The organism is Thalassospira alkalitolerans, assembly GCF_002115745.1.
Taxonomy (GTDB): Bacteria; Pseudomonadota; Alphaproteobacteria; order Rhodospirillales; family Thalassospiraceae; genus Thalassospira; species Thalassospira alkalitolerans.
In genome coordinates, this window is the sequence record NZ_JFKB01000003.1 from 220,007 (window position 1) to 244,889 (window position 24,883).

20 protein-coding genes are annotated in these 24,883 nt (G+C 53.7%); 10 read left to right on the top strand and 10 right to left on the bottom strand.

Translation table 11 applies throughout. The features are described 5' to 3' along the window. Positions 1-67 precede the first annotated feature (67 nt). Both TALK_RS06020 and TALK_RS06025 read left to right on the top strand, forming a co-directional pair. Positions 68-2,812, top strand: coding sequence for a cation-transporting P-type ATPase (locus TALK_RS06020; protein WP_245829712.1), 2,745 nt, complete (start codon positions 68-70; stop codon positions 2,810-2,812). 299 nt (positions 2,813-3,111) lie between these two features. Beyond that, positions 3,112-3,510, top strand: a complete 399-nt coding sequence (locus tag TALK_RS06025; RefSeq protein ID WP_085616887.1) for a hypothetical protein — start codon at positions 3,112-3,114, stop codon at positions 3,508-3,510. Positions 3,511-3,642: 132 nt separating this feature from the next. On the opposite strand, the gene TALK_RS06030 is transcribed toward TALK_RS06025, so the two are convergent. Next, a complete protein-coding gene (locus TALK_RS06030; protein ID WP_169714958.1) occupies positions 3,643-4,380 on the bottom strand; it encodes a substrate-binding periplasmic protein in 738 nt (245 codons plus the stop codon). A 318-nt stretch (positions 4,381-4,698) separates the two neighbouring features. Between TALK_RS06030 and TALK_RS06035 the strand changes: the two genes are divergently transcribed. Then, positions 4,699-4,974: a DUF3572 domain-containing protein gene (locus tag TALK_RS06035; RefSeq protein WP_085616891.1), complete on the top strand. Its 276-nt coding sequence runs from the start codon at positions 4,699-4,701 to the stop codon at positions 4,972-4,974. A 117-nt stretch (positions 4,975-5,091) separates the two neighbouring features. Here TALK_RS06035 and TALK_RS22080 read toward each other — a convergent pair whose 3' ends face one another. Both TALK_RS22080 and TALK_RS06040 read right to left on the bottom strand, forming a co-directional pair. After that, a complete protein-coding gene (locus tag TALK_RS22080) occupies positions 5,092-5,232 on the bottom strand; it encodes a hypothetical protein (RefSeq protein WP_169714959.1) in 141 nt (46 codons plus the stop codon). A gap of 22 nt (positions 5,233-5,254) precedes the next feature. Next, a complete protein-coding gene (locus TALK_RS06040) occupies positions 5,255-6,085 on the bottom strand; it encodes an undecaprenyl-diphosphate phosphatase (RefSeq protein ID WP_169714960.1) in 831 nt (276 codons plus the stop codon). Between the two features lie 265 nt (positions 6,086-6,350). On the opposite strand from TALK_RS06040, the gene TALK_RS06045 reads away from it, so the two are divergent. Both TALK_RS06045 and gltB read left to right on the top strand, forming a co-directional pair. Further along, complete coding sequence (locus TALK_RS06045) at positions 6,351-7,781, top strand: NAD(P)-dependent oxidoreductase (protein ID WP_085616895.1); 1,431 nt, start codon at positions 6,351-6,353, stop codon at positions 7,779-7,781. Between the two features lie 28 nt (positions 7,782-7,809). After that, on the top strand, positions 7,810-12,360 hold the full coding sequence (gene gltB, locus TALK_RS06050) for a glutamate synthase large subunit (protein WP_085616897.1): 4,551 nt from the start codon (positions 7,810-7,812) through the stop codon (positions 12,358-12,360). Positions 12,361-12,561: 201 nt separating this feature from the next. On the opposite strand, the gene TALK_RS06055 is transcribed toward gltB, so the two are convergent. Beyond that, positions 12,562-12,792 carry a hypothetical protein gene (locus TALK_RS06055; RefSeq protein WP_085616899.1) on the bottom strand — a complete coding sequence of 77 codons (231 nt, stop codon included), beginning with the start codon at positions 12,790-12,792 and terminating at the stop codon, positions 12,562-12,564. Between the two features lie 82 nt (positions 12,793-12,874). Here TALK_RS06055 and TALK_RS22085 point away from each other — a divergent pair, with 82 nt between their 5' ends. Next, on the top strand, positions 12,875-13,012 hold the full coding sequence (locus TALK_RS22085; RefSeq protein ID WP_169714961.1) for a hypothetical protein: 138 nt from the start codon (positions 12,875-12,877) through the stop codon (positions 13,010-13,012). Between the two features lie 89 nt (positions 13,013-13,101). Here TALK_RS22085 and TALK_RS06060 read toward each other — a convergent pair whose 3' ends face one another. From TALK_RS06060 to TALK_RS06070, 3 genes are all read right to left on the bottom strand, one after another. After that, positions 13,102-13,329, bottom strand: a complete 228-nt coding sequence (locus tag TALK_RS06060) for a hypothetical protein (protein WP_085616901.1) — start codon at positions 13,327-13,329, stop codon at positions 13,102-13,104. A gap of 270 nt (positions 13,330-13,599) precedes the next feature. Then, a complete protein-coding gene (locus TALK_RS06065) occupies positions 13,600-15,957 on the bottom strand; it encodes an ATP-binding protein (RefSeq protein WP_085616903.1) in 2,358 nt (785 codons plus the stop codon). Positions 15,958-16,002: 45 nt separating this feature from the next. Next, positions 16,003-17,877 (bottom strand): ABC transporter substrate-binding protein, encoded by a 1,875-nt coding sequence (locus TALK_RS06070; protein ID WP_139833746.1) that lies wholly within the window; start codon positions 17,875-17,877, stop codon positions 16,003-16,005. Positions 17,878-18,486: 609 nt separating this feature from the next. Between TALK_RS06070 and TALK_RS06075 the strand changes: the two genes are divergently transcribed. From TALK_RS06075 to TALK_RS06090, 4 genes are all read left to right on the top strand, one after another. Next, positions 18,487-18,819 (top strand): hypothetical protein, encoded by a 333-nt coding sequence (locus TALK_RS06075; protein WP_085617140.1) that lies wholly within the window; start codon positions 18,487-18,489, stop codon positions 18,817-18,819. A gap of 123 nt (positions 18,820-18,942) precedes the next feature. Continuing rightward, entirely contained in the window at positions 18,943-20,157 is a 1,215-nt protein-coding gene (locus tag TALK_RS06080; protein ID WP_085617142.1) for a hypothetical protein, read from the top strand. 112 nt (positions 20,158-20,269) lie between these two features. Next, complete coding sequence (locus TALK_RS06085) at positions 20,270-20,644, top strand: TraR/DksA family transcriptional regulator (RefSeq protein WP_085616905.1); 375 nt, start codon at positions 20,270-20,272, stop codon at positions 20,642-20,644. Positions 20,645-20,717: 73 nt separating this feature from the next. Beyond that, positions 20,718-21,470, top strand: a complete 753-nt coding sequence (locus TALK_RS06090) for a hypothetical protein (protein WP_085616907.1) — start codon at positions 20,718-20,720, stop codon at positions 21,468-21,470. Here TALK_RS06090 and TALK_RS06095 read toward each other — a convergent pair. The 3 genes from TALK_RS06095 to TALK_RS06105 all read right to left on the bottom strand — a co-directional run bounded on the left by TALK_RS06095 (position 21,467) and on the right by TALK_RS06105 (position 24,499). Further along, complete coding sequence (locus tag TALK_RS06095) at positions 21,467-22,216, bottom strand: Crp/Fnr family transcriptional regulator (protein WP_245829714.1); 750 nt, start codon at positions 22,214-22,216, stop codon at positions 21,467-21,469. The two genes, TALK_RS06090 and TALK_RS06095, sit on opposite strands and share 4 nt — an antisense overlap. Before the next feature lie 163 nt (positions 22,217-22,379). Continuing rightward, complete coding sequence (locus TALK_RS06100; protein WP_085616909.1) at positions 22,380-23,051, bottom strand: response regulator; 672 nt, start codon at positions 23,049-23,051, stop codon at positions 22,380-22,382. Positions 23,052-23,095: 44 nt separating this feature from the next. Continuing rightward, complete coding sequence (locus TALK_RS06105) at positions 23,096-24,499, bottom strand: cache domain-containing protein (protein WP_085617146.1); 1,404 nt, start codon at positions 24,497-24,499, stop codon at positions 23,096-23,098. Positions 24,500-24,883 lie beyond the last annotated feature (384 nt).

Here is a 24,883-nt window from a genome sequence, read left to right on the forward strand (position 1 = left end):
ACACCAGACTTCAGAGAAGAAGCTGGTTCCTGATTATAGCGTGGTAAGATTTCCAATGGATGGCCCGGTGCAAGACTCCAATCATCATCAGCATAAAGACCTTCCGCCACAGGGCACTGCATGGCATGCAGTGCCGGTTGATGCGGTTCTGGATCGGCAGAACGTTGCGGCTGCGAAGGGGCTTGGCGATAAAGAGGCATCAGAACGTTTGGCGGCCTTTGGGCCGAATGTTTTGCGTCCGCCACGCCGACGCGGGCCGGTAATCCGGTTTTTGCTTCAGTTTCATAATGTCCTGATTTATGTGCTTTTGGGGGCGGCCTTGGTCACCGCGGCATTGGCACATTGGGTTGATACCACCGTGATTGCCGGGGTTGTCGTGATTAATGCCGTGATCGGCTTTATTCAGGAAGGCAAGGCCGAGCGCGCGCTTGAAGCAATCCGAAAGATGCTGTCGCTTTATGCCAGTGTGATGCGCGGCGGCAAAAGAATTCAAATTCCGGCCGAAGACCTGGTACCCGGCGATATTGTTTATTTGCAATCGGGGGACAAGGTCCCCGCCGATCTGCGGCTTTTGCGGGTGAAGACCCTGCAAATTCAGGAAGCGGTATTGACCGGTGAATCCCTGCCCGTCGAGAAAGACCCGGCAGTGGTGGCCGAGACCGCCGATCTTGGGGATCGGTCATCAATGGCCTATTCGGGCACATTGGTGACTTATGGGCAGGCGACCGGGGTGGTTGTCGCCACCGGCGAGCATACCGAGATTGGCCGCATCAGTTCCATGCTGGCCGAAATTCAAACCCTGACCACGCCGCTTTTGCAGCAATTGACGATTTTTGGCCGTTGGTTGATGGCGGCAATCCTTGTTATTGCCGCCGCGACGTTTGGCTTTGGCGTTTTGGTCTATGGCAATTCAGCCGCCGAGATGTTTATCGGTGCGGTGGGGCTGGCGGTTGCGGCAATCCCCGAAGGCCTGCCCGCGATCATGACGATTACCTTGGCCATCGGCGTGCAGCGCATGGCCCGGCGCAAGGCGATTATTCGCCGCCTTCCCGTGGTCGAGGCGCTTGGATCGGTCAGTGTGATTTGTTCGGATAAGACCGGCACGCTGACACGCAATGAAATGACGGTTCAATCCATCGCCACCAGCCGCCATTTGTTTTCGGTGAAAGGTGTCGGTTATGTGCCGGTCGGGGAATTTGTTTTAAATGACGCGCCGGTGTCGCTGGATCATCGGCCGCTTTTGTCGGAAATGGCGCGCGGGGTTTTGCTGTGCAGTGATGCCGGGCTGCGTCAGGTTGACGAAGAATGGATTGTGGACGGTGATCCGACCGAAGGGGCGCTGGTTGTGGTGGCGATGAAGGCCGGGCTGGACCCGGAATTTGAAGCCATGCGATGCCCGCGCAGCGATGTTATTCCCTTTGAGTCCGAGCATCGGTTCATGGCGACATTGCATCACAATCACGACGGGCAGGGCTTTATCTATGTCAAAGGCGCGCCGGAACGCATTTTTGAAATGTGTGATCAGCAGCGCAGCTATGATCAGGACGAGCCGATTGACCGGACGTATTGGGAAGCGCAGATGGCAGAAATCGCCGCACGGGGGCAGCGTGTTCTTGCGCTGGCATCGCGTCCGGCATTGAACAGCCATCGAGAATTACGGTTTGGCGATGTCGAGAAAAATCTGACTTTGATCGGTCTGTTTGGCCTTGCCGATCCGCCGCGTGCCGAAGCAATCAAAGCGGTGGCGGAATGCCGGTCTGCCGGTATTGAAGTGAAAATGATTACCGGTGATCATGCCTTGACCGCGCGCGCCATTGCCGCCCAGCTTGGCTTGGGCAATACCGATGTGGTTTTGACCGGTCATGATATTGACCAGCTTGATGATCACGAACTCGCGATGCGAATTCGCGATACCCATGTTTTTGCCCGCACCAGTCCCCAGCATAAATTGCGGTTGGTTGAAACGTTGCAATCATTGGGGCATGTGGTGGCGATGACCGGTGACGGGGTGAATGACGCCCCGGCCCTGAAACGTGCCGATGTCGGGGTGGCAATGGGCGTTAAAGGTACTGAGGCCGCAAAAGAAGCCGCCGAGATGGTGCTGGCCGACGATAACTTTGCCTCTATCGCGCATGCGGTTGAAGAAGGCCGGACGGTTTATGACAATCTGAAAAAATCGATCATGTTTATTTTGCCGACCAATGGCGGCGAAGCCTTGACCATTGTCGCCGCCATTGCATTGGGCCAGATGTTGCCGATTACACCGGTACAGATTTTGTGGGTGAATATGATCACCGCGGTGACGCTTGCTCTTGCACTTGCATTTGAGCCAGCGGAACGTGATGTGATGCTTCGCCCGCCGCGGTCGCGCAATGAACCGATTTTGTCACGGTTTTTGGTATGGCGGACCTTGTTCGTGTCGATGATCCTGGTCGTCGGGACGTTTGGAATGTTTTTGTGGCAAAGGCAACAGGGCGCATCGGTGGAACTGGCGCGGACGGCGGCGGTAAATACGCTGGTGATGTTTGAAGTTTTCTATTTGTTGAATGCACGTTTCTTAAGGGCGTCATCGTTTAACGTTGCCGGGATTTTTGGCAGTCGGTCGGTTCTGCTTGCCATTTTCTTGGTGATTGGGTTCCAGCTTTTGTTCACCTATGCACCGCCGATGCAGTTTTTGTTTAAGACGGTGGCGCTGGATGCCATGGCATGGGTGGCGATTGTGGTGACAGCGGCATCGGTCTTTGTCCTTGTCGAGATTGAAAAATACGCGGTGCGGCGTTTTTTCCCGGTTGTAAGACCGCAAAGACCGTAAAGGCGGTAATGATCGTCGTGATCAGCCTGATTGTCTTGTTTGACGTGTCTTCAGGTTGGAATAAGGCTAGGCCATATTGGGCCATCTAGCTGTCGCGCCATTACGCCATCGAACCATCTGCGGTGTAACGGGTGGGGGATTTGTGGCGTTTGAATAGGTTCACTCTGCCAATGTCGGTGACTTGGCGTAAAGTCTGATGGCCCGGCTGGTTTGGGCAGGCCGGTTTACCGGATATAAATCAGAAACGCTTATGACCAAGAAGATAGCCCGAATATGGGGGTAACGAGCGGAGTGGTTGGGTGAGCGATATCGACGCCGAAAAAGAAGACGAAGGCCCGCGCAAGAAAGAACGGTTCGGCAAATATGTCGTGCCCGAAGAACGCGCGAACAATATCGTCAAATTGCTTGACGAATTTTTGCGCAAAGGCCCGCGCAAGGGACTTAAATATTCTCGCTGGCAGCAGATCGCCTGGTACGAGATTGTTGACGAGCTTAAACGTGCCGAAGCCGCCCAAAAAAATCAGGATAGCCTGACCAAAGCGTCCTTTCTTGGTCTTGCTGTTGGTTTTGGTACAATCGGGTTCTGGGGCATTGTGGTTCTGTTGGGGCAGAATTTCGGCATGATTGGCGGCGTTTTGATCGTGATTGCCGGGCTTGTGATTTGGCGATCCCTTGCCAAGGGAAAATGGTTTAGCTGACCCAATGTGACGGGCAGGCAGGACATGTGGCAATCAACATGGAAGCCGCCCAAACACGGATGATCCGGGCAAGTTCCCAGATTGCAGGCGGTGACGTATTTTTTGACGGGTTTTTGCCCGTCACCGGCAGGGTTAGTTGCTGATGTCTTCGTGGCCAAAAATTTGCGAAACACCATATTTTTCGGCAATTGTTTTGGATTGCGCAGAAACACGAAATGCTTTGATTGCCGGGTTCATTTTTTTCAGAAAGTTGATCGTTACCGGTGACTTGTGACAGACGAACGCGTTGCGGGTCTTGGTCAGAACAAGGGATTTGTCGTATTGCGGTGACCCAAGTTTCAAATCGTGAAAAGTGATCAGGAAATCCGGTGCCCAGCCGATGATTGCGAATAAGTGGCCCGCCATGAGCATGTTTATTTTATTATCTTGCAGCGGAACGGGATCAACCAGGGCGGATGCATCCCGAAGTTCTTCTTCAACATTTGATCCGATTGTGACGCCCACCAATTTTCCGGCAAGTTCTTTCAGGTTTGAAATGGCAGGTTGCCCGGGGGCTGTAAAGATGTGCTGGCTTGCCTCGAATACATAATCGCTTTCGAGTATATCTGATGATTCCCCAATCAATTTGACAATCAGATTTCGGTCGATTGGCCATATGCAGTCGGCTTTTCTTTCGGCGAAATCGACCAGCGAACGTTTTAGGGGCTGGATCTGGATATCCATCCTGAAGCGATTGTTTTTGGTTATAGCGGTCAGAATTTCGGCATAGAAACCCTTGCCGTCGCTTGTGTTCAATCGTTCTGCCAGCTGAATGGATGTGATTTTGGTGATGAGATGATGTTCATTTGAATCTGCACCGATCAAAGACATGGCCCCAATGCCGATGAGTATCGCTTTTATCGGTGATATCATTTTGCTTCATTCCGTATGGGGAAGGTTCAGGTGGTTGTTTTCAGGGAAGCAATGTGTATTCAAGGCTGAAAAACATACCTTCCCCTTTGATGTATGGTAGTAATTTCGAATTTACAGGGGGCTGTTTTGCATCACCGGGTAATGGCATGTATTTGTTAGAGGTTTAGCGGATTTAAATATGATTGGACGATGGGGTGGGGCTTGTGATCTGGCGCGCACTTGCCAGATAGAATGGTTTGGATACTCAAACACGATGCGTCACAGGGCAGGTGGGTCATGAACAAAGAAGCAGCCGAAACACTGGCGATCCGGGCGATTGCCCATATCGCGGGCGATGATGAATTGCTTGAAGGGCTTTTTGCCCAGACCGGAATGGGGATTGAGGACCTGAAAGTCGGGATCACCAGCAATGATGTTCAGCGTGGTGCGCTTGATTTTTTGCTATCGCACGAGCCGTTTCTGATGGGCTTTGTCGAGGATAGTGGATATGCCGCCGAAGATCCGGCGCGGGCGCAGGTCGTATTGTCGGGCGGGCCAGTCTGGGAGGACTAGTGCCACAGGTTGGCCGGGGTTGATTGGTTGGGAAGTCTTAGGTCGGCGGCGGATTACGACCGGTGTAAGGCCCGCATGTGACGCGGGTCTGTGGGGTGGTGGCGATCAATCCAAAGATCACCGGATCGCGAATGCCGATAGGGTGGCATGCGTCGTGCCGCGAAGTTGCCCTTCGCGGGCATCGCCTGATTTTTCAAACGCGCGGATCAATGCAATGTTACCGGGATCGACATTGGCAAAGATCCGCCGTGCCGGCATGGGGTCGGTTTATTGGTTATCGTTATTGGAGGAAGGGAATCGGACCGCCGCCAAAGCCATAAATCCAGACCAGCAATCCGCCACCCAAAAGAATGCGATAGATCGCAAAGGGCGTAAAGGTGGAGCGCTTTAACCAGTTCATCAGCATGGAAATCGCGATCAATGCGGTAAGAAATGAAAGCCCGACCGCCAGAAGAACATCCAGGGTTAAGGCCATATCGCCCGATTGTTGCAGGTCAATACCAGCCAAAAGCCCGGCGCCCAGAATGACCGGGATCGACAGCAGCATGGAAAACTGTGCGGCATCGGCGCGTTCATAGCCCATCAGGCGCGCGGCCGTCATGGTGATGCCCGATCGGCTGGTGCCCGGGATAAGGGCGATAATCTGGGCAAAGCCGATAAACAGGGCACCGCCCCAACGCATATGTTCCAGACGGTTGATGGTCATGCCGATTTTATCGGCCACCCAAAGTACAATGCCAAAGCCAAGCGTTGTCCAGGCGATGATTTCAACCGATCGCAACTGTTCTTCGATGCCGGAAACCTTGAAGTAGAAGCCGATTCCGACAACCGGGATGGTGGCAAGGATGATGTGCAGCGCGAGTCGCGCACCGGGGTTAATCCGGCCCGACAGAAGAACGAAGAATCCAGCGATCATGGCCAGAACGTCGCGCCAGAAATAAATCATGACGGCGGCAAGGGTGCCGACATGAACGGCGACATCTACCATTAAACCCTGATCTTCTGTGCCTGTCAGGAGCGGCGTCAGGATCAGATGACCCGATGAACTGATGGGCAGGAATTCTGTTATCCCCTGAACGACGGCCAGAAGAATTATATGATGTAACGTCACCCCGGTCTCGATCCCTGTTGTCGGCAAAAACTCATCGCTTATAGCAGCTTAGCTTGATCAGGCGAAATGCAATAATAGTACCAAAACGGTACTATTGAAACTTTCTTTCAGCGTGTCGGATTGTGAATTCCCCGATAACCGGATTTGTCGTGCGGATATAATGGTCAGTAATATTGACCTATATTGTATTTTGTGCTGGATTCTTGCGAAACCGGCGGGTATATAAAAGCCAACCCGCAACATAAAACCCTTTTAGAGGGCCGCCATGACAGAAAAGATGCTGAAGTTTGTTCATCTTGAACAAAAATATCCGCACAAGAGAGAAGCCTCTGCGCGTCGCACGGACTTCGATGAGATTTACGAGGACTTTGAAAGCCAATCAGCCGCCGATCAGTCTTCGCGCTGTTCGCAATGTGGCGTGCCGTTCTGTCAGGCCCATTGTCCTTTGTATAATAACATCCCCGATTGGCTGCGCCTGACGACCGAAGGTCGCATGGAAGAAGCTTATGCGATTTCGTCGGCGACCAACAACATGCCCGAAGTGACCGGCCGCATTTGCCCGCAGGATCGCCTGTGTGAAGGCAATTGCGTGATCGAGCAATCAACGCATGGTGCGGTGACCATCGGGTCGGTCGAGAAATATATTACCGATACCGCATTCGCCAATGGCTGGGTCAAGGCACCAAAGCCGACCCAGGAAAATGGCATGTCGGTCGGGATTATCGGCGGTGGCCCCGCCGGTATGGCCGCAGCCGAGCAGCTGCGCCTTAAAGGATATGAAGTTCATATCTATGACCGTTATGACCGTATGGGCGGTTTGCTGGTTTACGGCATTCCAAGCTTTAAGCTTGAAAAGCATATTGTTGAGCGCCGGGTTAAGCTTTTGGAAGAAGGCGGTGTTATCATGCACACCGAATTCGAAGTTGGCCGGGATGCGACGCTTGAAGACCTGCGCCGTAAACATGACAGCGTTTTGATCGCGACGGGCGTTTATAAATCCCGCGATCTAAAATTGCCCGGTGTCGGCCTTGGCAATATTTATCCGGCGCTTGAATATCTGACCACGTCGAACCGCATTGGTCTTGGCGATACGGTTGCAGCCTATGACGACGGTACGTTAAACGCCAAAGACAAGAATGTTGTCGTGATCGGTGGCGGTGATACCGCGATGGATTGCGTGCGGACCGCCATTCGCCAAGGGGCAAAATCAGTCAAATGTCTTTATCGCCGTGACCGCGCCAATATGCCCGGTTCCCAGCGCGAAGTTGGCAATGCCGAAGAAGAAGGTGTTGAATTTGTCTGGTTGACCAATCCCGAAGCCTTTGTCGGCGACGACAAGGTGACGGGGGTTCGGGCGGTTAAAATGCGTTTGGGGGCACCCGATGCCGGTGGCCGTCAAAGTCCGGAAGTGATCGAGGGATCGAATTACACCATGGATGCCGACATGGTCATCCTGGCCCTTGGTTTTGAACCCGAAGATTTGCCGACCCTGTTTGAAGCACCGGAATTGGGTGTGTCACGCTGGGGAACGGTCAAGATCGATTTCCGGTCGATGATGACCAATCTGGATGGCGTTTTTGCTGCTGGCGATATTGCACGCGGTGCATCGCTTGTGGTTTGGGGCATTCGGGATGGTCGCGATGCGGCTGATCGGATTGACGAATATTTGCTGGCGCGCAAAGAAGCTGCTGCTTAATCCCGCTGCCGCATTAGGAGAGAGAGTTATGAACAAGATTATTCATGACCGTGGCGCCCAAGAAATCGCCCGTTTTGAACAGAACGCTGAACATCTGTCGGCGAATGGTATGTATGACCCGGCTGAAGAACACGCCAATTGCGGCGTTGGTCTTGTCGGGGCGATTGATGGCAAGCCGCGCCGCGAAGTGGTTGAAGCCGGGATCGAAGCCCTGAAAGCCATCTGGCACCGTGGGGCTGTTGATGCGGATGGCAAAACCGGCGATGGCGCGGGTATCCACCTGCAAATTCCGCAGGATTTCTTTAAGGCATACCTGAAGGTTACCAATCAGGAAGCCCCGGAAAACCTGATTGCGGTTGGTCAGGTCTTCTTGCCGCGTATTGATATGGCCGCACAGGAACGCTGCCGCGCGATTGTTGAAACCGAAATCCTGAAACAGGGTTACGGCATTCTTGGCTGGCGTCAGGTGCCGGTGGATGTTTCGGTGATTGGTGAAAAAGCCAACCAGACCCGCCCGGAAATCGAGCAGGTTCTGATTGGTGGTCGTGACGGTGTTGACGAAGACCAGTTCGAAGTCGACCTTTACACCATTCGTCGCCGGGTTGAAAAAGCCGTCCTGTCCGAAGCGATCAAGGATTTCTATATCTGTTCGATGTCGTGCCGGTCGGTGATCTATAAGGGCATGTTCCTGGCCGAAGACGTTGATACGTTCTATCCGGATTTGCGCGACGAACGTTTTGTGTCGAATTTCTGCGTTTACCATCAGCGGTATTCGACCAATACCTTCCCGAGCTGGCCCTTGGCACAGCCGTTCCGCGTGCTGGCCCATAACGGCGAGATCAATACGCTGCGCGGTAACGTCAACTGGATGAAAAGCCACGAAGCCCGTATGGGCCACGAGGCCTTTGCCGACAGCATCGAAGACTTGAAACCGGTTATTCAACCCGGATCATCGGATTCCGCCGCCCTTGATGCGGTGTTTGAATTGATGGTGCGTGCCGGTCGCGACCTGCCGATGGTTAAAACCATGATGGTGCCAGAAGCATGGTCGAAAAAGGCGTCCACGCCCGACAGCTATAAAAACCTCTATGCCTATTGCAACGCGGTTATGGAACCCTGGGATGGCCCGGCCGCCCTTGCGGCCTATGGCGGCAAATGGCTTATGGGCGGGACGGATCGGAATGGTTTGCGTCCGCTGCGCTATGCGGTGACCGGTAATGGCCTTTTGATTGCCGGTTCCGAAGCCGGGATGGTCCATATCGACGAGGAAAGCTGTCTTGAAAAAGGGCGGCTTGGCCCGGGACAGATGATTGCCATCGACTTGGCCGAAGGCAAGCTGTTCCATGATGGCGAGCTTAAAGACAAACTTGCCAATCGTCGGGATTGGTCGAAATGGGTTGGTCGCACCAAGGTGCTTGATGACCTTATTTCGCCAGAACATATCGAACCGGCACATTTGAACAAAGATACGCTTTTGCGTTTGCAAAAAGCGATGGGCCTGAGCCATGAGGACCTTGAGCTGATCCTTCATCCGATGGGTGAAGACGGCAAGGAAGCCATCGGTTCGATGGGCGATGATACCCCGCTTGCGATCCTGTCGGATCGCTATCGCGGTTTGCATCACTTCTTCCGCCAGAACTTTGCACAGGTGACAAACCCGCCGATTGACAGTTTGCGCGAAGCGCGTGTCATGAGCCTTAAAACGCGGTTGGGCAACCTTGGTAACATCCTTGACGAGGATGAAAGCCAGTGTGATCTGCTTCAGCTTGAAAGCCCGGTTCTGACCAATGGCGAATATGATGCCATGCGCGGCTATATGGGTGAAACGGCGGTCGAAATTGACACGACGTTTGACATCAATGGCGGGAAAACCGCTGTTCGTGATGCCATCAGCCGTATCCAGCGCGAAGCCGAAGAGGCCGTTCGCGGTGGTGCATTGCATATCATCCTGACCGATGAAAATATTTCGGCGGATCATGCGGCGATCCCGATGATCCTGGCGACCGGTGGTGTTCACAGCCACCTCGTGAAGACGTCGCTTCGGACTTATATTTCGCTGAATGTGCGGTCGGCAGAATGCATGGATGTGCATTACTTTGCCGTTCTGATCGGTGTCGGTGCCACCACGGTGAATGCCTATGTCGCGCAGGAAGGTCTTTTGGACCGTTATGCCCGCGGGTTATTCCCCAATGTGGGGAGCACCGCCGAGGTCATGCAGCGTTTCAAGGCCGCAATTGATGCGGGCCTTTTGAAAATTATGTCCAAGATGGGCATTTCGATCATCAGTTCCTATCGCGGGGGCTATAACTTTGAAAGTATTGGCCTGTCGCGCTCGCTGGTGGCGGAATTCTTCCCCGGCATGCCGTCGCGCATTTCAGGCATCGGTATGCAGGGGATTCAGCGTCGCTGTATTGCCCAGCACAAAGAGGCGTTCAACGGCAATGTTGTGACGCTTCCGGTGGGCGGACTTTATAAATATCGTCGTTCGGGTGAACGCCATGTCTGGACCGGGCCGCTGATCCATACGTTGCAGTCATCGGTTACGACCGGGTCGTACAACACGTTCCGGAAATTCTCCGAAGGTTTGCGCTCGCGCGAGCCGCTTCATCTGCGCGACTTGCTTGATTTCCGGTCGGATCGCAAGGCCGTGCGTCAGGAAGAAGTCGAAAGCATCACCGAAATCCGCAAGCGTTTTGTGACGCCGGGGATGTCGCATGGCGCGCTTTCGACCGAAGCCCACGAAGCATTGGCCATTGCCATGAACCGCATCGGGGCAAAATCAAATTCGGGCGAGGGTGGTGAATCGCGTGAACGTTTCCGTCCGCGGTCGAACGGGGATAATGCCCGTTCATCGATCAAACAGGTTGCATCGGGGCGTTTCGGTGTTACCGCCGAATACCTGAACAATTGCGAAGAAATCCAGATCAAGGTTGCCCAAGGGGCAAAACCGGGCGAAGGCGGCCAGTTGCCGGGCTTTAAAGTCACGGTAGAGATCGCAAAATTGCGTAATGCGACGCCGGGTGTGACCCTGATTTCGCCGCCGCCGCACCATGATATTTATTCGATCGAAGATTTGGCGCAGCTGATTTACGATTTGAAACAGATCAACCCGCGGTGCAAGGTTTGCGTCAAGCTGGTGTCGCGTTCGGGCGTTGGCACGATTGCCGCCGGTGTGGCCAAGGCCAAGGCCGATGTGATCCTGATTTCCGGTTATGATGGTGGTACAGGGGCAAGCCCGCAGACCTCGATCAAATATGCCGGTATTCCGTGGGAAATGGGCCTGTCGGAAGTTAATCAGGTTCTGACGCTGAACAACCTGCGCAGCAAAATCAAACTGCGTGTTGATGGTGGTTTCAAAACCGGCCGTGACGTGGTGATCGGGGCGATGCTGGGTGCCGAAGAATTTGGTATTGGCACCGCATCCCTGATCGCACTGGGCTGTATTATGGTGCGTCAGTGCCATTCCAATACCTGTCCGGTGGGCGTTTGTACCCAGGACCCGGCATTGCGGGCCAAATTTGTCGGCACGGCAGACAAGCTGGTGAACCTGTTCACGTTTATGGCCGAAGAGGTCAAGGATATTCTGGCCGAGCTTGGCTATGACAATTTGCAGGACATCATTGGTCGTTCGGACCTGCTTCAGCAGGTTCACCGTGGCGCCAAAGACCTTGTTGACCTTGATTTGAACCCGCTTTTGGCACAGGCCGATGCCGGTGGTCATGCACGTTATTGCACGACCGTTGGCCGTAACGAGGTTCCCGATACGCTTGATGCCCAGATGATCAAGGATGCGCGTGCGCTTCTTGAAGACGGTGAAAAGATGCAGTTGCAATACAATATCCAGAACACGCAGCGCGCCATCGGCACCCGTATTTCATCGCTGATCACGCAGAAATACGGCATGACCGGTTTGAAACCCGGCCATCTGCACGTTCGTCTGCGCGGATCGGCGGGGCAATCACTTGGTGCCTTTGCCGTTCAGGGCTTGAAACTGGAAGTTCAGGGCGATGCCAACGATTATGTTGGCAAGGGCCTTTCGGGCGGGACCATTGTTTTGCGTCCGCGGCCTTCCAGCCCGCTTAAGACCAACGAAAACACGATCATCGGCAATACCATCCTTTATGGTGCATCGGCCGGGAAACTGTTTGCGGCCGGTCAGGCGGGGGAACGTTTCTGTGTGCGTAACTCTGGCGCCACGGTCGTTGTCGAGGGCTGTGGCTCGAACGGTTGTGAATATATGACCGGTGGCACGGCGGTGATCCTTGGATCGGTCGGTGAAAACTTTGGTGCCGGGATGACCGGTGGCATGGCGTTCATCTATGATTTGGCGGGAACCTTTGGCGATGTCGTCAATGATGGTTCCATCCTTTACCAGCGTATTGAAACCCAGCATTGGGACGAAGTCTGTCGTTCGCTGATTGAAGAGCATGTTACCGAAACCGATAGCGGTTTTGCACGTACCATGCTTGACAATTGGGATCGTGAACGCGGCCATTTCTGGCAGGTTGTGCCGAAAGAAATCGTCGACAAGCTGGAATACCCCATTCGCTCGATGAGCGAAAACCAGGCAACTGCGTGATTTTTTCACGCTTTTGCGCAAGCTCCCTTGTCCACACACCCGGACAAACAAACTGGCCCCGTACTTAGGTACGGGGCACTTTTCTTTGTGGTGGAATTTATCATCGGTGCCGGTTCCTGCCTTATACGGGAAGCCGATCTGCAGACCTTAAAAAAGGCGGGCCGATGGGCGCGCCTTGGGGGGGCCGGGGATAAGTGACCCCTAGAGCAGGATATTCAGATAGGTGCCACGCCGGGCGTTATGATCAATCTGATCGGTGGCGATCAGATTGCGCAGCCGGGCAAGCTGGGCGGCGATGAAGCTGTCAGGCGATGGCTGATCGGAATGGGTGGCGACACGACCACGCGTGCTGACAGGGATACCCTGCGGCATGGAGCGGGCATCTGTAAGACCCGATTGGGTGGCATTGCTGCCAATGCGGTTGGTCGCCATCAACTGTTCCGTTGTAAATTCGCAATAAGACTACCACGGCGAACGGGTTTTGTCATGAAGATGACATTCCGCCACGATTCGCATGGTCCTGACCCTCGGCATTTCCAATAGACGGGAAAACCCCCTGATCCGTGACATGGCAATGATCATGCGATGCACCATGTATGGTGCGCTGCATGATGTAAAGCGCGATGCGAACAGTGAACGCGCCCCGGATTAATATTGCGGGGTTTTGGGGATATGTTGGATTGGTTCAGACAGAAAAAAGGGTGGTCGAAACCACCCAGAGGAAGCTAACGAGAGGGAAAATCACGCTAGAAGATTAAGGCGCGTACCGCGCGAGCCACTGGTTTCAAGCGGCTGATGTTCCGTGACGATGGATCCGATAACCTTGGCAAGGCCTTCGGCCTTTTGGATCGAAGAGGTCGCCGCAGTGATTGGTGCTGAAACGCCGTCTTCACCGCCACCTGGCGTGATGGCATCGTTAACAGCCTGTGCCGCTGAGCTAAGTCCTGAACCTTGTACCGAACCGATCATGGTATCCTCGTCTCAAATGTCGTGAAGGGTATTGATACTGCAATTGCGTGTAATATCGCTGTCTTCTGATTTAAAGATTAGGGTCTGGTTAACACTTTTAAAGTGACAGCTGTCACAGCACAGCGTTTTCGATCCCTGACATTTTCAGGAGCACGGCAAAATCAAGGAGTTGCGCGGTGTTTGAGGATTGGAATTTTTTTAACAATGCGAGGATGGCAAACCCGGCTCATCCGAAATAGCGCCAATTTTCGAACGAATCGCCCTTTGTCTTTAAAGACGCCGGCGTTCCATTTTACTTGCCAGGGCCTCGTGGATGGCTTTTTGCAACTGGGCCGGGCGGAACGGTTTTTTCACGAAAATATAGTCGCCCAGCATCTTTTCCATTTCCTTGCGTGTCCGGGCCGGATAGCCCGACATTAAGACAACGGCAATTTCGGGATATTGGCGCAATGCCTCGATTGCAAGTTGCGGGCCGCTGAGCCCTGCCATCACGACATCGGTCAGAATGACGTCGATACGGTCTGTTTTGTAGGACTTGGCAATGATTTCCAAAGCCTGTTCGGCGTTGCGGGCCACGATGGCATTAAAACCGGCATCTTCGAGGATGATCTTGGCGGTGGTGCGCAAGGATTGTTCGTCATCGACAATCAGCACACGTTCGCCGTTACCCGGGAAGTTTTCGATTTCATGGGCGGCAGCCACCCGTGTGACGCCAGCCTCGGAGCGCGGCAGATAGACCGAGAACGTGGTGCCTTCGCCCGCGATGCTTTCAACCTCTATAAAACCGTCCGATTCTTCGACCCAGCTATGGACAATGGACAGACCAAGTCCGGTCCCCTTGCCCGGTTCCTTGGTCGAGAAAAACGGTTCGAAGATGTTGCCAAGAATGTCTTCGGGAATGCCGGTACCGGTATCTTGCACGGTTATCACGACATAATTGCCAGCGGCGCCTTTGGGATAGATGTGATCGTCATCATCGGTGGATCGTTCATTAATCGGCGGGATCGTTGCGCCACAGCACGAGATTTGCAACGTGCCGCCTTCGGGCATGGCATCACGGGCATTGATCGCAAGGTTGAGGATACAGGCCGAGAGCTGGGTCGGGTCAACGCAGGTATAAAGCGGTGCGTCATGGGACCAGATTTGCAATTCGATCCGATGTTCCAAAAGCGTGACCAGCAGCTTTTCCATTTCCGCGATGGCGGTATCGACCTGGATAATGGTTGGTTGATCGATCCGGCGGCGCGAAAACATTAAAAGTTGATCCGCAACACTGGTGGCGCGTTCGCCCAGTGAAATGATGTGATCGATGTATTCTTTAACCCGATCCGGATCATTGATTTTTGCGCGTGCGACCTCGGCGAAGCTTAGGATACCGGCAAGGCAGTTGTTGAATTCATGCGCGACACCGCCTGCCATCTGTCCGACGGCTTCGAGCTTTTGCGAGGTGGCAAGTTGACGCTGCAGGGCGTGTTGTTCGTCGGCGGCGCGGTGCTGTGCGGTAATGTCGCTGCCCGTGCCGCGATAGCCCTTGAACGATCCATCGAGATCAAAAACCGGCACGCCATTTATGCGGCCATAATGTTTTTCCCCGTCAAGACCAATCCACGAGAATTCAAAATTCTGGAACGCCAAATGGCTTTCAAGCCGTTTGACCATACTGTCCCAGCCCTGATCGGCCTCGGCTTTCAGTCCCAGCTTGTCAAAAGACTGGCCTTGCGGGGAGCCGTGCAGTTCTTCGATCAACTGATAGAATTTATAGGATGCGAAGGCAATTTTAAGGTCCGCACCCATTTCCCAATACCAATCCGCCGAAGACAAAGTGAAATCGCGGAAGCGTTCTTCGCTGTCACGCAGCGCTTCTTGGGCAATCTGGTGCTGATTTGTGCGCCGTTCCAGACTTTCGGCCATGGCATTCAGCCCACGTTCAAGCGTGCCGATTTCATCACGACCAGCCGGCAGAAGGCGGGTGCTGAGTTTGCCGAACTGGATTTCGGAAACAAATTGCGAGGCGGTAATCAGGCGCCGCAGGACCGTTTGCTGCATGAACAGGAAAATCAGGCCGGACGTCATCAGGATACACATCACCGAACCGATCAGCAGAACCGATTGCATCTGGTGCTGGCTTTGTTCGAGGCCGGTGGTCGATACCTTGAAGTAAACGAACATGAAGGGCTGGTTGGCATTCAGGCTGAACAGGGGCGTGATGCTGACCATGTTGCGCCCGTCCGGGCCGTCGGTGGTGAACAGAACCTGATTGCGGAGGTTGCTGGAAAACCGGTTGGTGGAAAAATCGGGGATATTGGCAATATCCCTGCCGATCAGCATCGGATCCAGCGCATGATAGATGGTGCCGTCAAAACCGATGGCCATGGCGTCGCGCAGGTGCGGACCCAACAACAATTCAAGCTGTTTGGGGTCGCTGATCACCGAGATTTTAAGTTGTTCGTCCTGAATAAGGCGGCCAGGGGCGCTGATTTGTTCAACGATGCGCCGGTCGATCTCGGCGCCGAAATACTGGACGTAGTAACCACCAAAGAGGCCAAGCAGAATGGTTTCGACAATAATAATTGCGACACCGATCTTGAAAACCAGACTGCCAAACAGGCGATGAAACAGCTTCTTCACGCCGACCCCTAAACCCACGCCCAGCTTGATTGCCGGTTGAACTTGTTATTGGACCTCAAGATAGTACTGGCAAGGATTTGTCGGTGCCGGTGTGGCATAACTCCAAGCTGCCGGGATGACCTTGGGGACATTTTTGAAATTCTTTGCCACGACCCCTTTGCGGTTTGGTGGCAATGCAATCCCCATAACGTAAAACTGATTTGCACTGATGTCGAGAATATCGCGCATAAGTTTGTTTTGCGTTTCCGCATTCGCGGTTGCTTTCAACTGGTTATAAAGGTCCAGTTGCTTGATGACCTCGGCGGGTGGTTCAACGGCGTTTGTGTTCGCCGGGTTAAGATACCAGCTTGCCCAGCTGGTTGCGAACCACGAAGATTCCGTTGACATTGGCAGGTAATTGACCGGGATGACCATGGCATCAAGCCCGCCATCACCGCCCCATGCGCTGGCGTGGTGATCGTTAAGATCACGGATGGCGACGAAAACATCGCGTGACAGATCGCGTGCGGTGACATCAATGCCCAAATCACGCCAGTAATCGACAACGGCGGCAAGCATTTCGTGGCGTGATGTGCCCTGGGTGTCGATGGTAAAGGACAAGCGTTTGCCATCGGGGCGCAACAGGAAGCCGTCCTGATCCTTGCGGGTCAGCCCGGCATTGGCCAGATGACTTGCGGCAAGAACAGGGTCATAGGTGATGAATTGGCGGGCCAGCATTGTGTGGTAAAGCGGGCTTTCGGGGCGCGGGGCTGCCTGATGGGGCAAGGCGCCGGGAACAAACCGGCCGATGATGCTGTCACGATCAATCGCATGTGACAGGGCGATGCGAAATTCCTTGTCCTGGAAAATCTTGCGCAGGACCGGGTCTTTGTCATTGAGGTTCAGCGACAGGGTTAGAATATTCATGTCGCTTTCAATCAATGTGAACGGCGCCAGATTGCTGTTGGCGGCCAGAACTTCGTCGGCGCGGCGGCTGACATGGCGTTCCTGCATGTTCACACGGCCAGCGATCGCGGCATCGGCCGCGGCATTTTTGCTGTTGACCAGTTCGAATGACACCTTGTCGATATAGGGCAACTGGCGTCCGGCCGGATCGATTTTCCAGTAATAGGGATTGCGCATGGCAATCAACGGATCGTCCTTGCCATAGACCCCGGTCAGGACCCATGCATTCAGGGTCGGAACGTCTGGATTGCGCCAACGACTGGGATCATCGATTGTGCCCGGAGTTCCGAATACGGAAATGAAACGTTCCTGCCAGTTTGCAAATCCAAGGCTGCGAGCCTCGGCATCAGCGTTCTGGTTGTATTTCGGCATCAGCGGTTTCAGGAAATGTGCCGGATAGCTTACCGGTTCGACGCCTTCGGGGCGGGCAAGGAAGGTCGGGAACAGGCCATAGGGTGAACTGAAGCGAAAGGCGACGGTTGTTTTGTCGATCTGGTCGATATGTACCGGTTTTCCGTCTGCGGTCAGCCATTCGGGAAGGGCATTTTGAAATGCCGGGTTCAGCAGAATGTCTTCATACCAGAAAGTAATATCGTCGGCGGTAAATGGCGCGCCATCCGACCAGCGCATGCCCGGCCGCAACCGAAAGAAGAATTCCGTCGCATCACTGCTGGGCTGAAAGGACAGGGCGACATTGGGAATGGTGTCGGTCCATTGCGGGGTCCAGCGCAGAAGCGGTTCATAGCCGATGGTGCGGATCAGAAGCGCATGATCGCGTTCGCCATTCTGGGCCATTTCCCATGTGCCGCCATACTGCCCCAGTTTGTCGTTCGGGGTGATGATCATCGGCGTTTTGGGAAGGCGTTCCACTGCCGGAGGCAGTGTTCCGTATTCGACAGCACTCTCAAGCATCGGTGCTTCGCCGAATTCCACAGCACGCACATCGCCTGTTACGGCGTATAACGTTGTCGCCATTGCGATTGCAAATGACGTTAATGTTCCCACTACCCTGTGCACGTAGGGCATCCCCCGCATATTTTATTAATCAAAAGGTATCGGCAGACCTATTCTTAGGTGGTGATTACCCTAAAGGTAAGCCGAGGTAAAGTTCTGAAACCTTTGGTATATCATCATGATACACATGCGTGAGCTGACAGCTTATTACAACGCCACCAGCCTAAATTTCTATGAGCGCGGCATTCACGGGGCAAGTAACTTTGATGTTATGGCACCGGGCGTCGCTAACCCGCTTATATCCTGCTGTCCGGGCTGCTGATAAACGGGTTGAGGGTGATCAGTATTCCGATCAACACGCCATTCGCGACCTTGGGAGCGGATATTGGGTGGTCTGAAACCCGATACCGTATTCGACTAAAGTTTAAGCAGGTCTAATATACCAAATTTTGATTGGAAATTGAAGATCCTCTTTTTGGGGAGGGTTTGAATACTTGTCGCTTCTTGCCCGGTGGGTCGGGGGAAAGCACGTCAGTGTGAGAACCTGTGCAGGGGCCAGAACAAGTGCCGGCGATGGGGAAAGGCCCGATTTTTCTTGCCCATGGGCGGCAACAGGGGGAGAATTCAGGCATGGCAGACAAAGTTACATCAGGGATTGCCGGAACTGATGAGGTTGCCGGTGCGGCGGACACAGCGCAAAGTGGTCACTTGCCCGGACCAAAGCCGATGGCACCGATCCCGCGTTATGATCCCGTAATATTGCCCGACCGTCGGCGTGATCCCGATCAGTCCGGCGGGGCGGTTGGGGCGGTGGCAGGCCAAAATACCGGGATTGAGAATTTTTCTGTTGCCGGGATTGAAGGCCGCATTGATCGGCGCAAGGCCAATGTTGCCAGCCGTGTTGTCGATAGTGACCCCGAACAGGCATTGCGTGTTATCCGAAGCTGGCTTGCACAGGGGTGATTGGGTGATCGGGTGATCGATTGACTGTCTTTGCTGTTTCACTTTCCATTTTGGGCGTCACCTGTGTTAAGTCACCGGATATACAGATGACAGATGTAAAGACGATAGATGACAGGGGCAGGCGTGACAGATTTCGATTCGCTGGTTGAACAGCAGTTTTGTGCTTTTGATCCGGATTATCCCGGCAAAAAAGCGGTCTATGCCGACAAGCTTGCACCGCTTGAGGACAAGCTGATTGCGGCCCAGCAGACGGGCGACAGTATGGCAGCATCCGATCAGTATATGATCGAATGCAAATGGTTGCTGCTTTACAACGCGGACTGGGACAAGCTGGAACAGAAGATCGCGCAGTTTGCAAAATCGTTGTCTGACCGGGATCAGGACTGGGCGGAGGAACAGGTTGCTAGTGATGGTTCCTGGGGGCCGTGTTATGATCAGTGGTTCCTGAAAGTTGATGCGATGATTGACGCGGTCAATGCGTTGGCCGATGAAGGTATCGCACCAGATTATCCGCTGACATTCCTGGCGCCGATTGCCAAGCCGGCAGACATGGTCGCATGGCTTGACGGACAGAAAACATCAAAGATTTTTGCCGATGGTCTGGACCGGCGTGATGCGCTGGGCGCGGTAAGTGCCGCCCTGTCCGAGATGTGTTTCAAAAGCGAAATCCGCGATTATTTCCGTCAATATGTCAAAGGTTTCGACCTGAGTGACGATTATATCGCGGCCTATAAAAAGTGGCTGAATGACTGGCAGGATGATCAAAGTGGATATTGGGGGGCATGGTTTGCCACCGACACAGGCGAGGTTCTGAAAAGCCCGGATCTTAGCCTGACTTTCCACAATATTTCCTATCAGCATGGCAAGGTTGATTTGTGGCCGACAATCTTTAATACGACGCTTGCCATTCGCGATGATGCTTATCCTTACGGTTGGAAGCACGACGGCGAATTCAACAATCACAACAATTATGACGTCGCCAAGATTTTTGATCTTGGCTGGGCGGAAGTCGATGGCGCGACTCAAAAACGGGCATCGGCCGATATTGCGGTGATCCTTGACTGGTGCCTGACCAAATCCATGACCCCGGATGGCGGTTTTCTGGATGATCCGACCTTCTATAATTCGGTCGGGTCGGCCTATTATTACGGTGTGTCGTTCCTTGATCAGGTCGGATATTTCGGCACGGACATTCCATTCTGGACCGATCATGCCTTTGCGAATGGCCCGAAACTGTGCTGTAAAATCCAGAAAAATATGAAGGCCGAGAAACTTGACGATGACGAGGCCGAAGCCGCGATGGAAAAACTGGTTGATGCCTGCGGTAATTGCGGCTGAGGACATCTGATTTCAGGGGGGCGGGAATAAAATCGGTCCGTCCCCTTGGCAAAACCTACTGGTTGCTACCCATATATATGAAAAGGCGGCAATTTAACGGTGAGGGATCAGAATGTCAGAACGCAAAGTTTCAGAACGCAAAGATCTTGATATTGCATTCCTGCGCCAGCGGTTGGAAGAACGGCGCGCCGATATCAGCGCCCATTCCACCCATTCTGAAGATTACCGAAAGCCGGTTGAATTGGATCAGCAGGCCGTCGGGCGTTTGTCGCGGATGGACGCACTTCAGAATCAGCAAATGCATCTGGAGCAAGAACGTCGCAGGCTGGCCGAGCTGGATCGGATCGAAAAGACGCTGTCGCGGATTGAAAGCGCGAATTACGGTTATTGCCATAATTGCGGCGAGGCAATCGAAAAGAAGCGTCTGGAATTTGATCCGACCACACCGCTTTGCGTGGAGTGTGCCGCCCATGTTAGCCATAGCTGACATGACCCCTTTTTGATGCATCCAGATGACACCTCAGAACATGGAATACCGCACGGAATGATGTATTTGATTTATGGCAGGTGACAAGGCAACGCGATCAGGATTAAGCCGATTTGTCGCCTGGGGCGGGGGCGTTTTCTGTGGCGTGATTGTCTTGTTCGTCGGGTTGTTTAACGCGAACGCTGTACAGGCACAGCAAAGCCGTTGCACGATTCCCGGGATGCCGGATGCCAAGCTTTCATTCATCAATCGGGATCCGATGCTGGATCGGCATCGCTCGGTCCGGTGGTTGAACCGCCGGGCCAATCAGGGAAGCCGCTATATGGTGACGGGCCTGACCGAATTTGAAATGCAGGCGCAGTTCGATATGCGCATTGAGCCGGTCGAGATTGGCATCGGCCAATTCTGTTTGCGCCCGGTTCGGGTTAGCCCGCAGGTCGAGGTTGTCAAACATCTGGTGTATGTCGCGTCCGAACTGGAACGCGGCAGTTGCGAATATGACATCGTTTATGGCCATGAAGGGCAGCATGTGCAGATCAACCAGCATATGCAAAGCGATGTCCAGCGAGAGCTGGACGCGATGGTGGTCGAAATCGTCGATGATTTTGCCGCCATGCGCCCCGTCGGGGCGGGCGAGGTCGCACGTTTGCAAAAGCGATTGCTTCGCCAATACGGGCTGGAATTCAAGCGACGCCTGCGCGCCATTGATCTTTCAAGACGTGAAGACCATCGGGCGATTGATACACCCGATGAATACGACCGGTTGTCAAAGGCCTGCGGGCCAAATTCGGCATTTCAGACCACCCTTCCACAGGCGATGCGCTAGGCCCGGTCCAGAGATTTGTGCGGGATTGACAGGAAAGTGTCGGGGGTCAGTCCGGCGATCATTTGAAGGGCTTTGGTATCAAGATCAAAGTCACGGCGGTTGCGCAGGGTTAAATGGCCGAGGCGGCGAAATTCCGCAATAATACGGCTGGCGGTTTCGGTCGTGATACCCAGCATCGCGCCAATATCTTCGCGCCCCGGAAGAATGCAATGATTACCGTTTTCATCACTCAGAAACAGGCAAAGCCGTGCTACCCGTTCACGGGCTGGGCCGGTTGACATCTGAGTCAGCCAAGTATCAGTTTCCATGACGGCCTGATGCCAGCGGGTTAGCAATTGTTTGTGCAGGCGCGGGCTTTCGCGATCAAGTTTTTCGACGACAGCCACAGGGATTTTGCAAAGTTCACTGTCTTGCATTGCTTCGGCATGATGGGTGTAGCTGTTGCTGACGAGTGCTTCCAAACCGATTGTGCCATCGGGACGCACCAGTCGGACAACCCGTTGCGATCCATCAGCCAGATAATGGGTCAGTTTGATCAAGCCACGGCGCAGGGTGAACAATGAATTCGCATCGTCACCGGCATTGTAAAGTGCCTGACGTTTTGACAGGAATATTTCCTCGACCGGTAAATGCACCAGCGCGAAGTCGTCCTCTGTCAGGTTGTTGAACAGGGCAAACTGGCGAATGCTGCAAAGGCGGCAACGCGTCATATCGGGCAGGGTTGGTTGTGGTGCGCTGTAATTCACGAGGCCCCCTGGCAAAACGGGAAAGGCATGGAGGCGGGTGCTGCAAGTCGTTAGGTGGAAGCACTCTAAGCCCTTGTACAATTTAGCGTGTTAATTGGTGAATTCAAGTCTTGTGCAATTTGTACGGAAAGGCCAACAACCTCGTCTGGTGTTTGATTTATGGTTACGGTGTGCTGTCAAGCGTCACCAGACCCTTTTCAATCGCATAGCGGACCAGACCGGCCGAGCTGTCGATATCAAGTTTGCGTTTGATGTTGCGGCGGTGGGTTTCGACGGTACGTACGCTGATATCGAGTTCGCGCGCGACATGTTTGTTGCTGGCACCTTTGGCCAGAAGGCGCAGGACTGTGCGTTCGCGAGTCGTAAGCGGCATGCCATCACCCGATGCGCTTTCGGTGCTGTTGATGCGGTCCAGTGTCGGGCTAAAGGCTTCGCCGCCATGGGCGATTGCCTCGATGGCGCGGACCATATCGTTTGACGAGACGTCTTTTAAGATAAAGCCACGTGCCCCGGCGACCTGTGCCGTGCGCAGATATTCGGGGTTTTCATGCATGGTCAGGATGATGACCCGTATGTCGGGCATGGTTTCGCGGAATTTTTCCGCGGCCTCCAACCCGTTCATGACCGGCATCGAGATATCCATCAAAACGATATCAGGTTTGACATTTGCCGCCAAAGACAGGGCTTCCATGCCGTTGCCGGCTTCGCCGACGATGTCGATATGGTCATAGCATTCAAGGCGGGAACGGATGCCGTCCATGACCAGCGCATGGTCGTCACACAGCAAAACACGAATGGGACGGTTGGGCGAATAGGCGATATTTGCGCTGTTCATGGTTACATCAGTTCTCTGTCATTTTGCCGGAATAGTTGATTAGATTAGCCGCTGATGGCCGTGACGGGTAGATCATTATCACGCGAAACCGGAATATAAGCTGTGATGGTCGTTCCATCGTCGGGTTCGGATTTAACCGTCATGCCGCCACCATGGAATTCCATGCGTTCACGAATATTGCGAAGCCCGATACCGGCACGCGGATCGCGGTTACGGATATAACGGTTGGTTTCAAAGCCAACCCCGTTATCCATGATCTTCATTACAACACTTTGGCCTTCGCGGCGGATCGTCACCTTGACATGGGTGGCATCGGCATGGCGTTCGATATTGGTCAAGCTTTCCTGTAACACGCGGTAAAGCGTGGTTTTCTTGGCGATATCAAGGACAACATCAATGTTGTCGGATTTGACTTCGATCTGCATGCCGGATCGATCGCCGAGTTCCTTGCACATGCTTTCAATCGCCGGGCGCAGGCCAAGGTCATCAAGCACCGCCGGACGTAAGTCGCGTGAAATACGGCGGACTTCGTGTATGGCATCTTGCAGCCGTTTAGCGGCTTTTTCCATGGGCTCGGTGGCGTAATCCTTGCCCAGGGCCAGGCGCGCCATTGCGGTTTCGACCGAATATTTGGCCGAAACCAAAATCTGGCTGATGCCATCATGAAGTTCACGCGACACACGCAAACGTTCCTGTTCCTGAACATCGACAACCCGATGGGTTAGTTCCTTTAACTTGGAATCGGCAAGTTTGCGTTCCGACAGGGTCACCACCGTGCCCGATATGCCGACCAGCATGACGGCAAGAATGGTAATGCCAACGATGGAAATGGTGGTGCTGCGGATGTGGGACGAGACCTCGGTCTCGATTTCCTTCACCTGCTCGGAAATGTCGTCGATATAAATCCCGGTGCCGATCATCCAGCCCCATTTTTCCAGCATAAGCGAATAGGCGATCTTTTCAGCCGGTAGCCCGGTTGATGGTTTATCCCAGATGAACTGATGAAAATCGCCGCCTTTTTCCGCATTGAAGATCAATGCCTGAATGACCGAATTGCCGTTAAGGTCGCGCAGGTTCCAATATGTCCGCCCCAGACGCCAGGGTTGCGGCGGATCGACAAGGGCGGTGCCATCGCGGTCATAGATAAAGAAATAGCCATCCTGCCCATAGGAAAGGTCTTCGATAATTGCCTTGACGCGTTCCTTGGATACCGCATCCAGCGGACTTGCGACCGAATAGATATGATCGATCGACGCCATGGCCAGTTCAAGATAGCTTTTAAGCTCTTCCTTGCGGGCTTCGAGGATGTTGCGTTCGAAGGTTCTGATTTCGGCTTCGGCCAGTCGTTCGGCCTGTGCAAACACCAGATATGAGATCGCCGCAGCAGCCAGAACCAGCGGCAGGATCGAGAGCAGCAGAAACTTTAGTCGAAGATTGATTTTCGGCATGGGCGCGACAGCCTTGAAATCAGGGTGGTTTTCAAGCGGCGGACAATAGCACAAATGTAACAAAAGTCTGCGGCTGATCGCAGTTTTCGATCCCACGGGGTGTCTTGGGCGAAATATCCGTTTTCCACATGGTGAAAAGAGGCTCGCACTGATAAAATGAAATTGGTATTACCAATTTCGAAGATCATGCTTTGACAGAGGCAGCGCATTGCGCATATATCAGGAACGTCGCCTGCCCACCGGGCGCCAGGAACTTTGGATGCACTGCACACGCTTTAACGTGACAGGCATCCGTAATCGCCACAGACGGTATGGCGTTGCAGGCATCCCGCACCGCAACGCATTCCAGGATCATATCGTGGCGTTTCTCTTGGCTTTCGGCAG